This is a genomic window from Lysinibacillus sp. FSL K6-0075 (genome assembly GCF_038592945.1).
GTDB classification, from domain to species: Bacteria; Bacillota; Bacilli; order Bacillales_A; family Planococcaceae; genus Lysinibacillus; species Lysinibacillus fusiformis_F.
In genome coordinates this window covers 248,230-261,460 of record NZ_CP151947.1, presented here as the reverse complement: position 1 = coordinate 261,460, position 13,231 = coordinate 248,230, and the positions used below count along the sequence as shown (strand labels likewise).

General features: G+C 33.9%; 7 protein-coding genes. 3 read left to right on the top strand and 4 right to left on the bottom strand.

What is annotated here, in order from left to right; genetic code table 11:
* The first annotated feature begins 203 nt into the window (after positions 1 to 203).
* Positions 204 to 1,847: an S-layer protein gene (locus MHB65_RS01190; RefSeq protein WP_342442231.1), complete on the top strand. Its 1,644-nt coding sequence runs from the start codon at positions 204 to 206 to the stop codon at positions 1,845 to 1,847.
* Between the two features lie 168 nt (positions 1,848 to 2,015).
* Here the strand turns inward: MHB65_RS01190 and MHB65_RS01185 are convergent, their stop codons facing one another.
* On the bottom strand, positions 2,016 to 3,176 hold the full coding sequence (locus MHB65_RS01185; RefSeq protein WP_342442230.1) for a response regulator: 1,161 nt from the start codon (positions 3,174 to 3,176) through the stop codon (positions 2,016 to 2,018).
* 210 nt (positions 3,177 to 3,386) lie between these two features.
* Here MHB65_RS01185 and MHB65_RS01180 point away from each other — a divergent pair, with 210 nt between their 5' ends.
* Complete coding sequence (locus MHB65_RS01180; protein WP_342442229.1) at positions 3,387 to 6,359, top strand: ATP-binding protein; 2,973 nt, start codon at positions 3,387 to 3,389, stop codon at positions 6,357 to 6,359.
* Between the two features lie 544 nt (positions 6,360 to 6,903).
* On the opposite strand, the gene MHB65_RS01175 is transcribed toward MHB65_RS01180, so the two are convergent.
* Together MHB65_RS01175 and MHB65_RS01170 are read right to left on the bottom strand one after the other, a co-directional pair.
* Complete coding sequence (locus MHB65_RS01175; protein ID WP_342442228.1) at positions 6,904 to 8,172, bottom strand: polysaccharide deacetylase family protein; 1,269 nt, start codon at positions 8,170 to 8,172, stop codon at positions 6,904 to 6,906.
* A gap of 82 nt (positions 8,173 to 8,254) precedes the next feature.
* Positions 8,255 to 9,010, bottom strand: coding sequence for a hypothetical protein (locus MHB65_RS01170; protein WP_342442227.1), 756 nt, complete (start codon positions 9,008 to 9,010; stop codon positions 8,255 to 8,257).
* A 492-nt stretch (positions 9,011 to 9,502) separates the two neighbouring features.
* Between MHB65_RS01170 and MHB65_RS01165 the strand changes: the two genes are divergently transcribed.
* A complete protein-coding gene (locus tag MHB65_RS01165) occupies positions 9,503 to 10,780 on the top strand; it encodes a hypothetical protein (RefSeq protein WP_342442226.1) in 1,278 nt (425 codons plus the stop codon).
* A gap of 222 nt (positions 10,781 to 11,002) precedes the next feature.
* Here the strand turns inward: MHB65_RS01165 and MHB65_RS01160 are convergent, their stop codons facing one another.
* Positions 11,003 to 12,925 (bottom strand): AraC family transcriptional regulator, encoded by a 1,923-nt coding sequence (locus tag MHB65_RS01160; RefSeq protein WP_342442225.1) that lies wholly within the window; start codon positions 12,923 to 12,925, stop codon positions 11,003 to 11,005.
* Positions 12,926 to 13,231 lie beyond the last annotated feature (306 nt).

Below are 13,231 nucleotides of genomic sequence, written 5' to 3'. Positions count from 1 at the left end.
CAATAAAATAATTAGCGAATAAAGTAGAAAATTTACAGAATTATAGAGAAAAATACCGATGCTTCATCAATCATTTATTTTTCAATACAAAGGACTAATGACTTATTTGAATTGAGATTCATAGTAAAACATCCTCTTCGAATTCTAAATTATAGAAGAATATGATATATTAACTATTAAATAGAATGATTGGAGTGACTTACATGAAAAATAAAGCGCTATCAACATTAATGGCCACGGCTATTACAGCGACACTAGTATTACCAATGTCTACTGCAAATGCCGCATCATCTCAAATTCAATCAAATTTATATGAGACACAGGTAGCAGCAGCAAAAAAGGTGATAGGTGAATCCGTAACTATCAAAAACATTACAAAAGATACTGTAATAACATCTAATGGTACATTTAGAATTCATTCGGCATTAAAGCCCCTATTTAATACTTCAAATAAAACAGCTTTAACAAATGCCCGAGCTACTATTGTAGTGAAAAATGGTCAAATTACCGACGTTACCGCATTAATATTAAACAAAGCAGGTACAAGCAAAAAATCTGTCTATTTTGATGGAGGTGACGCACAAATCTCTGGAGATCTTACAGTAAATGCAGACTATGTAAAGATTCAAGATGTTAGTGTGGATGGTCAGCTTATCATTACAAACAGAGTAAAAAAAGCCGTTACACTCGATGAAGTAGCAGTAGATGAAACAATTACACTAAAACCAATTGTAACGAAAAAAGTAAGTTGGCTATACGTTACTTTAATCGATATGAAATCATCAAACATCAATTTGGAACGTACGAAAGTCAATGTATCTTCTGACCAAACTCTTTCCAAAGTAGATGTAGTAGGTAAAGTTGCATCTTTTGAAGCTATGTCTAATATAGAAAAGCTTACAATTGATGTGGCGAAAGATTTCAACCTTTATGGTGAGGGTAAAATTGAGCAAATCGTTGTAAAAGGCGGTACTAAAGTAGCTTTAGATTCAGGACATCTTGTAAACAATGTACAAGTAGACGATAGTCGTGTCTCCGTAACGCTCCCTGTAATTGATAAAAAAGAACTCAATACACTAATCGCATCCCCACCATATGTACAAGTATCAGTAAACGGCTATGATATTTTAAATACGGATAAATGGACAACACAAGCAGACCGCACAGTGTTTGATTCTGCTGTAGCAAGTGCAAGAGTCATAGCAAATAATTCAAATGCCTCACAAGAACAAGTGAAGAATGCCATTAATCAGTATAAAAATGCACTAGCAGTCTACCAAGCTGCTCAGAAGAGTGGTACAAAATATGGTTATGGCGATAAAGCTTCACTACAATCTTTAATTAATTCTGTTCAATATGTTACGGTTTCTTGGGACGGATCAAATGTACCTTATAATTCTCCTTGGACTACACAAGCAGAAAGAAACGCAATCGAATCTGCTGTTTCTTCTGCACAGTTAATTGTCAATAATTATTATGCGACTCAAACTGATATTGCCAACGCGACCAATAATTTAAACAATGCTATTCGAACTTATAAAAATGCTTATAAGTATGGCACAAATGGTGGCTATAATGTCGATAAATCTTATTTAGAGTCACTTATCACTTCAGCCTATAATGACCTTGTTTCAATTTCGTACAATGGCGATGGCAGTGATGTACCTTATTACTCAAAATGGACTTCACAAAATGAGTGGATCTATATAAATAACTATATTGAACAAGCGAAATCAATTGTAAACAATTATTACGCAACTCAACTCGAAGTCGTAAATGCTTATAATAATTTAAACGGCGCAATGAGCTATTACAACTCTGCTAAGCGTGATGGTTTATTACACTAAAAGAAGAGGCTGGGACAAAAAGAAAAAATGTTAGACCAAGATATAATTGGTCTAACATTTTTTTGATTTAGGAAGGCATATTTAACTTCTTAAAGTGAAAAAGCTAATATCCATTTTTATTGTTTTTCAATATAATCGAGTTCTGTCCCAGCCTCTTAAAAATTTTGACTAGTTAAAAGCATCTACATGAGACATGGTATTTGTCTGTTTCCAGCTTCGATACCAATCCTCAACCTCTTCACTTGGTTCCACCGCCAAATGCTCTTGAAGCATCTTTTTTAACAGCCAGTATTGCTCCTCAACGGCGGCTGTATTATTAAGTAGATCGTAAAGCTTCATTAAAGTAAAATAGTTCTCTTCTGCATCAGAGAATAGTGCTTGCACTTTTTCCTGCACCTTTATGGCAGCAATGTAACTTTCATTTCTTATGTAAAACTCGCTTAGTTGCTGAGCATGATGCAACCACAGTCTCCTTAAGCGTTCTCTTTCACTTTCCGCCCATAAATAATCACAATCTCCTAAATAATCACCCGTATATATCTGGAATACCTGTTCATGTTCATCTACTGTTGTCTGCTGTATTGGCGGTAACAATTTTAAGCGAGATAGCCATTGTTCTACATCCACCACAATATTTTCAACTACTAGTTTGTAGCCAGAATTCAGCAAAGGACTTGAAATTTTTATGCCATCTACCCCATAGTTTTTCAATGTTTTCCGTATTGTATAAATGGCTGTATAAAGTTGTTTAGATGCTTTATCAATATCAGATTCTGGCCAAAATAACTCTAGAATCGTATCACGATAAATCATTTCATTTCTATGCTCTAGCATGTATGCAAATAGTTCTTTAGCTTTAGATGTCCGCCATTTCATGTACTGTGTATGACCGTTAGGAGCAACAACATTAAGCCCTCCAAAAAGCTTAATAACTGTATGTTTAGTTGTGATATTTTTATGTTTATTATTAATTTGTTCAAGACGTTCTAAGGTCTTTTCTAACCGGATTTTTTGTATAGGTTTTAATAAATAGTCAATAGCATGTAAATTAAATGCATCTATTGCATACTGATCAAACCCTGTTGTAAAAACAAATTCCACGTCAGGCATTAATTCTTGTATTTTTTCACCCAGTGCTAAACCATCAATATTGGGCATCACTATATCTAAAAATACAACATTCGGTTGTAGCGTCTGAATTTCTTCAATTACTTTTAGAGAATCGGTGTATTCTCCCACTATTTTAATTCCCGGGACATTACTATTTTCTAGTAAGTTTTTTAGTCTCTTTAATGGTAAAAGTTCATCATCTACTAGCACGATTCTCATATTTGCTCCTCCTTAAAAACTAATCCTCTACTTATTATCGTTTATTTTTTGAAATAATTGATAGAAAAACCGTTACCTTTGGAGGGAATTAAGCCTATTTGTCGAAATCTATTATTTATAATGAAAAAGAAAATATTTTCCAATAATTTTACTATTTTTCTAATTGCAGGTTTATTTTTTTGTTTTCTAACTCTTACACGCTTCACTTGGATGAGTTTTACTAACACTTCAACGGGAGTCGCAGCTATTCAAGGGATTGTTGATTTAAGAAATGTTGATACAAGCCAAAATTTTAGTATTAAACTACAAAGTGAATGGGAATTTTATCCTAACACCCTTCTCATTTCAGAAAATACCAAATCATTTAAACAAAACAAAATTTATACGAATCAGCCAGAATCTTGGGATCAGTATTTTGAAAATAATGATGAAATTCATTATGGTTCTTATCGTCTAACTATTTTAAAAGAACATATATCTTCTCAGATGTATGGCATTACAATACCTGAAGGCTTAGCACCTTATGAGCTTTATATAAACGGTCATTTCATTGGAGGACTTGGAAATCTAGCGACGAACAATACTCAAATTGCCCCTATTGGTAGACCCTCAACCTATTATTTTACGCTCAACACTACTAAAAGCGAAATTATTATACAAGGTGTTCAAGCTAATCGTTATGTACAAGGTGGATTTCAACGAGAAATTATTTTTGGCGATTTGCATTCAATGGAGCGGTCAAAGTTTTTTTCCATTTCAACTCAAATGGCCGTTTGTTTAGTCTTTTTCTTTTATCTATTATTTACGATTTTACTTTGGTTTATAGGCATTCGAAATAAATCTCTTCTTTACTTTTCCATGATTATTATTTCGACTTGTGTGACGATACTTGTTTCTAGTAATAAGATTTTATTTAGCTATATTTCTATTAATTGGATTTGGGCAAATAAACTATATTATTTTTCTTACATTAATAATATGATGTTTTTTGTTTTATTTTTACGTGAATTAATGAAAGAATACTCTAAACCTAAAATATTGACGATCGTCCCTTTGCTATGTGCTACCTATTTATCTTTTATTGTAATAGCTCCAATTGAATATATTTTTAAAACCAAAATTATTTTTACAATACTTTTTATTGTCTCTCCTACCATTATAACTATTTTCACATTCAATATAGTTATAAAAGGGCAAAAGGGCGTAATATTTTTATTATTAACAGGAACAGCTGTAGCAACCAATTCATTATTTTTCTCTTTACAGCAAAATAAAGTCTTGCCTTATAGTCATTACCCTTTTGATTTACTAATCGGTATTACTGCATTATCAGCATTTTGGTTTACACGTTATTTTCAAACAACCTTACAAACAGAAAAACTTTCTGTGAAATTGCAAAAGGAAATAAATACAAAAGATGATTTTCTCGCAAATACCTCACATGAACTCCGTAACCCTTTACATGGCATGATGACTATTGCCCAAACCATTTTAGCTAAGCAAGAACATAAAGGAGCTCAAAGCGATTTAAGACTACTTGTAAGAATCGGTAATCATATGACCCACATACTAGATGATTTATTGGATTTAGTGAAATTAAAGGAAAAAACCCTTCGACTGCAACCAAAACCTTTGAATGCTTATAACCTAGCAAGTGGCGTAAGTAATATGTTTCGTTTTATGCTGAAAGGGAAACCAATCGAGCTTGTTGTGCGCATACCAATCAACTCACCACTTGTTTTAGCCGACGAAACAAGATTAATTCAAATCTTTGCAAACTTAATTCATAACGCCATTAAATTCACTGAGCAAGGTTCCATTACGATTGATGCCGAAGTAGTCGGTAAAAAACTATATATTTCAGTTGCAGATACAGGAATTGGTATTGAAAAAGATATCCAAGAAAGAATATTTGATCCTTATGAGCAAGTTGATTCAACAATGACTTCTATAGGTGGTGGACTTGGATTGGGTTTAAGCATTTGCCAAGAACTTATAGCCTTGCATGGTGGGACAATATCGTTAACCTCTTCTGTTGGAAAGGGCTCAATCTTTACTTTCTCTTTACCAGTAGCAAAAAGTCAGACAGTAGCGGACAGAGATTTAAATGTTGAGAAGGATACAATGTTATTAAAATATTCTTCATTGATGAATGGTTTCACGCAAATAGAACAAAGCATTGCCACTTCCACTGAAAAGCATACCTTGGTGTCAAGCCATGCACGAATACTCATTGTTGATGATGATGCTGTAAACTTGCAGGTCCTCGTTAATGCATTTTCAACTGAACCCTTTGAAATTGAAACGGCTTTAAGTGGCGCTGAAGCTCTGGAAAAACTACAAGAGAATAGTTTTGATTTAATTATTTCTGATATTATGATGCCACATATGTCGGGCTATGACTTGGCAAAGCACATTCGTGAAAAATTCTCTATATCAGAACTACCATTATTGTTTTTAACTGCTCGACAGCAAAGTGAAGATATTCAACTAGCCTTTCTAAGTGGGGCAAATGATTACATCAAAAAGCCCATGGAATATATAGAGCTTAAATCACGGGTTCAGGCACTGATACAGATGAAGCAATCTAGTGAGGAACGTCTTCGCATTGAAGCAGCATGGCTTCAAGCACAAATTCAGCCTCATTTCTTCTTCAATACCTTAAACTCTATTATCTCCTTACAGGGTGTAGACAATGAAAAAATGGAGGAATTATTGCTTGCCTTCAGTGATTACCTACAAATGAGCTTTGATTTCCAAAATGTCGATTTAACGGTGCCAATCGACTATGAATTAAAGCTGGTCAGAGCCTTTATAGCAATTGAACAAATTCGCTTTGGCGACAGAATACGAGTTGAGTGGGATATTCCTAATCAGATGAAGTTGTTTGTTCCTCCACTGTCGATACAAACTCTTGTCGAAAATGCTATTCAGCATGGCATTTTACCACGTCAGGAAGGTGGCACTGTGACCATTTACATCGAAGAGAAGAAGGAGAACTTTACAATAGCCATAACTGATAATGGTGTTGGTTTTGAAACAAAGACGTCTAAAGAGAAAACGAGCGTTGGTCTCATCAATACGGAACAACGCCTGAAGCAATTATTTGGCGTGGAATTAGCGATAGACAGTGTTATTGATCAAGGTACAACCATTTCCTTTTCCATCCCTAAAAAAATCTAGTGTAGTGTGTGTCGTTCTATCCATCAGTTCCGGAGGTTAATCCGTCACTTTCAGCGCTTTATCCATCTCTCGCGGGATCTTATCTGTTGCACTAATCAAGAAAGACTAGGCTCACAAAAGAAGCCTAGTCTTTCTTGGTTTGTTTAAGATTTAAGACATTGACAAGATTACATAAAATAGTTTACTACAACATGCTGAACAAGTTCTGAACATCTATATCATTTAGCTACTACATCTGTCACTTTGCCTGTAAATGTTCTATTGTCATGTATTACCGCCACTAAGTTGACACTACAAACACATCATGCACTTGTTGAGTTTCGTATGTACTTGTTACAACAAAATATTTTTTGTATTTTTCAAAACCTAGTGATTCCGTACATTACCTTTCGTTGCACCTCTAACAACTGAGAAACATTCTTACCTATTTGATATTTTTTCCATGCTGCCAATGGGGATTTTTTCATATTTTATGATCCTAGCAACAACTTAAATGACTATTGTATAAAGCGTAGACATGTGAATCCGTATATTTATTCGCAATCTATTGTAAAACTACAAGCTTTATATCATGTTGCTTGAGATATTCAAGTATTTTGGGCAATACTTCAACAGTTTTACTTGTTTCATGGAATAAATAGATCGAACCTGACTTGCCATTTTCTCGTATATATTCGATAATTTCTTCTGAATCCTCTACTCTCCAATCTTCAGGGTCCCGATTCCACATAACCATTTTCATATTTTGATTACGAGCATTTTGTTTCAACTGTTCATTAAAGGCCCCGTATGGAGGACGAAGTAATGTCACAGGCTCCCCTATTATAGAAGATAGTACTTCATTTGTTTTATTTAAATCTGTTATTTGCTCACTTGAAGATACTTCTGATAGTTCTTTATGCTCCCAAGAATGACTCCCTATAGACATTTGTTGTTGTTTTGCATATGTTACGTACTGAGGGTAATTAACTGCATTTTGGCCTATAAAAAAGAATGTCGCCTTTATATCCTGATCGACTAAAATATCAACAATTTCCTTCGTATATTTAGATGGACCATCATCAAAAGTAATGGCTGCATACCCCTCAGGTAGACTATATGTCATTTCAGATTCGGTTATAAAATAATCCTCTGCATTGACCTTCTTAATAGGTTCCTCATTCAAAACAACATCAGTCTTACTCACCTCATCACCCTTATTAGTATTAGCTGCAACAGAATTCATGTTTTTTTCCGAGCTAATCTTAACAACCTTTTCATTTTCAGTAGTTTCTGGGAATATGTTTACGTTAATCATGATGTTGTTAAATGCAATAAAAAAGGTTACTAGAATGACAACAACACCTATGACCATTTGAATGAGATGTTTAATCCTTTTTTGGGGGATCTTTTGAGAGTCTCGTTTTTGCTTGGTACGCTTTTTATCTACTTCAGAACAAATTGTAATAAATTTATATTTCTGATCAATAGAAAGTTTTTTTGCACTTTGAATAGTATTTAGCTGATTTAATATTTCAACATATTGTTCAGAACACTTAAAATCATACGATTCAATAATAGAGCCGTTACTTTTAGTAATTGTACTTAAAAACTCGTTTCGGAAAGGATCCCACTTTGACCTCAAAGAAAGCCGATAGCGAGAATAATTATCAAAGATAACAAGCTTCTTAAATTGATCATATGTTTCACTATCAATTTCTAATTCTAAGAAAACAGTTTTCTTATTTAAGATTGTCTTTACATTCAACAAAAAAAGTATGGAATCACTTCTAATTGAATGTAATTCAATTATATTAGTCTTATAGTTACTCATATTGGGTCTCCTCTGCTATTGGGTCTCCTTTTCTATTGAGTCATCTTGCTACTTATAGAACAGCATGACTTAGAGCAGTATGCTATTCATTCCTCTTGTCTCTTTTATAATCTAAAAATGAGGCAGACATTCTATTTGTGAAATCACTTGCCATGCTCATTAGATATTCGTTTTCCTTACGAATGTGCTCATTTTGTTCTTTATAATTCGCATTTTCAGATTCTAATTTTAAGATTATATCTTCCTTTTTCTTCAATTTATTTACCCAATCTAAAGTTTCTTTCTCATATTGTTCATTAAAGGATTGATACTTCTTGTTTTCTACATTAATAATATTTTTTAATTCTTCAATTTCATTCGTTAATGAAAATTGCATTTCTTTATAGTCTTCCATATGCTGATCTAATTGTAGATTTTTATCGGTTATTTTCTTTTCAAGCGTGTCTATTCTACTTTCTTTACTTTCTATAATCTTATTTAATCTATTAACTTCTTTGATTCTTTCAGATAATTGTTCTGAGGTATGTTTATATCTGTTTTGTAGCTCAATATATCTATGTTCAGACATTTGATGTTGATGAGCAATTTGCTCGGTAGAAACGATTAAATCCATCACAGCTTTATTATTTTTAATACTACTAGGAATATGAAATAAGCTTTGTGACTCAGGTTCATTCTTTTCCTCTTCATTAGCATTATTTTGTTCTTCTTCATCAACTTGTTGCTCAGTTATTGCGTTAATTTCATTCGTATCAGCCTGATCTTTTTTCTTTAGAAATTGAAATCTACTAAGCATACTATCATTCACCTTCCCAAACTGTTGTTCAACAAATTTCATCTAATCAATCCTTTTTCTTGGTGCCTTTATATCAAATACACTATTTTCCAACATTATTTTTACAAATTAACAAAAATCTCTACAACAATAGACAATTTTAAATTATTTTAGCAATCAGAAATATACAATATCTATACCAGACATCTACAAAACATCTACAATCTTATTTCATGGTATATATTAGGAAGATTTGCTTATGTCATCAAAATATAGTACTAAAAATGCAAATTTCTTGAAGAAGCCCTTTTTTAAAAAGAACAGAAATATAAAAGTTAACCTTGAAAGGAAATACTTCACATACAATGAATGTTCCTTTGTCTCTCCAACGTTTTTAATTTTCTACTTGCTTAGAATTTGCAATATGAACATCACTAGTTTGTCTAATAAATACAAAAAAGATTCTAGTCTATGTTAAGATTGAATTAACACCATATATTGTATATATTCCCTTCGATTAACCAAAAACATTAAACACAGGAGGATTCTTACATTATGAAATCTAACAAAAGACTTGTCTTACTGTCTTTAGTGGCAGTTCCCTCACTTCTATACAGCGCGTCAGTATCGGCTGCTGAGATACCAAAACCAGCCTACATAACTGCTAACTACAATGCTAACGTGTCAAATGTTGTGCAACTTATTAACAACATTAACAATACAACCGCTACCTTCCAGACAAATTTAGAGGCAGCTCTGAAGGCTTATAATGCTTTAACAGCAACAGAAAAACAGTATGTCACGAACTATTCCACATTATCAGCACACCAGCAGACAAGAATAGCTTATCGTAAGCTTGCAACACAAATTGAAGAGAAATTGTATTCTGTGGATTCTACATCCTCAAATTATTATCAAAATGTTATTGAAACAAGAGATTGGTATAATACCTTGAATGCAGCACAAAAAACTTTTGTAAGTGCATCTGCGCAAAAAATATTAACTTCCAATATTGCACCAAATACATCTGTTGAAAAAGTAGTCAATAAAATTCAATTAATTAATTCATCTCGTCTCTCGTTCCATAAAGATGTAGCCGATGCCCGAGCAGAGCTTAATGTACTGCGTAAGTTTTCTAATGTTTCTTTACCTGTGGGTATTGAACAGCTGTTACTTGATGCTGAACAGCTTGTCGTGAAGGATAAGGCAGCGGCTAAAGAAGTGGAAAACGCAATTGCAGCTTTATCACCAAAAACGTCGACAGCTCTGGATGTACAGGCGGTCAAAACATCTTTTGAAGCATTAACACCTGTCCAACAGCAACTTGTGCCAAACGTTTGGACTTTAGTGGATTTTGTACAAGGAAAATATACACTTCCTCCAAAGGACAGCATACCTAAAACACCTACATTATCAGATACTGCGGCTATTCCAGGCAAAACGACAGCAATGACAAAAAATAAAAACACTTATAAAGCCAAAATTAATGTAGCCGCATCAGAAAATGACACGGAACGTTTTATTCTAACAACAAAAGACAAGATGACCATCATCATTCCACCACTTTATACACTAGTGAATGAGGATGAAGGTGTCATGGATATCCAAGTAACGAAAAAAGCAAATCGTATTACACTTCAAGCTACATTGAATAAAAAACCAGTAACATTCGATGCAAATATGGAAATCATCATTGAAGGTTTAAGAGCTAATTCATCCATCGTCCGTTCAAATGATTTGGGTAAGCGTGTACCTGCCGATTTCATCATCAGTGGAAATCGCCATATTATCCAAACAACTGCATCTGACACATTCCAAATCATAAACAAGTAGATTAAAAGCACTAAAGAAATACCAACGAGAAACTATGTTGGTTTCTTTAGTGCTCTCTTTTTTCCTCTCAATTAAGGATAGCTTTGAAAGAGGAGATCGTCAGCTTTCTGTATTATTGGAAGTGGGCCATAAAAAAGGAATAGACAAAGTCAAAAACCGACTTTGTCTATTAGTAACTGAGACATCAATAAACATTTATGGGGCAAATCATCCATTTTTAAATTATTTTGTCGTAGCTACTAGTTGATCCACAATGAAGTCTAGCTGTTTTGACAATGAATAAATGTCGTTATAGTAACAAAAACCAAAATCCATTTCAATAAGCCTTCCTTCTTTAATGGCAGGAATATTAGACCAAACTGGATGATCTGTTAAATCTACCATTCCGTCATAGGATGAACGGAACACATAATCACCTGCATAATCTGTTAATACTTCTAAAGAAACATCGATCGCCTCATCGGTGTTGTTTTTATCATCAATTTTCTTTTGAATAATGTCTGGTGCTTTCATTCCTAAATACTCATAAATAGCTTGTGAACCGCGTCCAAAGGTATAGCTTGTCACAACTGACATTTTCCCTTTGCCGCCCTCCATAATACTAACTGTTTTATCTGAAATACCTGCCTCTTTTAACTGCTCTTGACTATCCTCTACTTTTGTATAGAAATTAGCTAATAGCTCTTTTGCTTCTTTCTCTTTCCCTAGAACTTCACCAATCTTCGTTAAACGTTCATCTAGTGATGTTGAGAAATCGATCATGACAGTAGGTGCAATTTTTTGCATTTGATCGTAAAGCTCATCCTTACTTGGAATAATGATGACATCAGGTTTTAATTGAATCACTGCCTCAACATTCGGTTCAAACCATTCACCTAAACTTTCAACTGTTTTTAATTCTTCCTCAAATGCTGCTCCCTCTTGTATTTTAGAGGAGCCCACTGGTGTCACATCAAAAGCTAGTACATCACCTGTATAATACATCACCACTACTCGCTCAGGGTTAACGGGTATTTCTACGTCTCCTTTCATAGTAGGGACCATTTTTGTTTGTGATTCGCTGGCTGCTTGTGTAGTAGAGACTTGTTTTTCTCCGCCTCCTGTATTGCTTGATGTTCCGCTACTGCAAGCACTTAGTAAAAGCGTCAGACAAAGGAAAAGTGTTGCAATAGCTGATAATCCTTTTTTATTCATTGGTTCATACTTCCTTTCATTATATTGATAACCATTCTCAATATAATCTTGGAAGCTCCAATCGACAATGGAGTATCTTTCAGACATTGAAGGACTATCCTTTACCAGATCACTTACTTGTTTCTTTTGACGGAATTTTGTTGGTGAGACGCCTACTCTCTTTTTGAAAAGTCTACTAAAATAATAGGCATCGCTATAGCCGACACCCATAGCGATATCGCGTAGGCTAGCATTCGTCTTCTCAAGCAAAATAGAAGCTTTTTCAATACGTAGCTGAATTAAATACTCAATAGGGCTATAACCTATTTGTTGCTTGAATTGAATGGATAAATGAGATGGACTATAGCGCAATGCCTTCGCAATCGATTCTAAAGTCAATGGCTGCGCATAATTTTGTTCTAGATAGGCTTTAATTTGACTAGAGACATTCAGTTTTTGAATGTCGACACTGTCCTGATCTAACTGCATGAAAATTTCATTTAATAACTGATAGAATAGCGATTTAACAGTAAATTTGCTGAGGTTATTGGCATTTTCCCACTTCATATACATGTAATATACTTTTTCAAACATTGTAATAGGTGAGTTAGGAACAAGACTGTATTGAAATTTGAAAGGATTATTTCTTTGCATGGCTCTGGCTATCATTTTATTTGGGGTTAAAGGAATGGAAGCTCGATAAAATATTAAAAAATATTCAAAGCCTTTGTCTGTAGCCTCTATTTGTAGAGTTGAGCCCTTTCCACCGTGAATAAGATGAAAACCCTCTAGTGTATAGCTTATTAAATCAATTTGAACTTCCGCACCACCACCTGTGGCATAAAGAAACATATTAGCAGGCAATTTATATGATTTTCCGATTTCCTCAGGTTTGAATAGCTCATATCTTATATCGAGCACTTTAATCGTTGCATGATTCCAGAGAAAAAGAAACTCCTCCTTTGGTAGCATCCTACATCATTCCTTCCCATTTATCACTTCATTCAAGTTTATTATAATTGATAATCGTTCTCAATATAATTTTCTAACAATCTTACATGAAGCATAGAAAACACAAATCAATTGAAAGTGTTCACTACTTTTTATGGAGGGGTGTTGTCACTGATGATTATCCTCATTGAAAATTAGAGCCTAACCTTTCTCTAATAGATATTTTGTTCACTACTGTTAGTATGAAAGAGGAAAATACACTTTTGCAGAATGGTTGATTGAAGTGGAGCCAGCCCCTCACCTTGCCAAAAGATCTTTTTCTGCTAT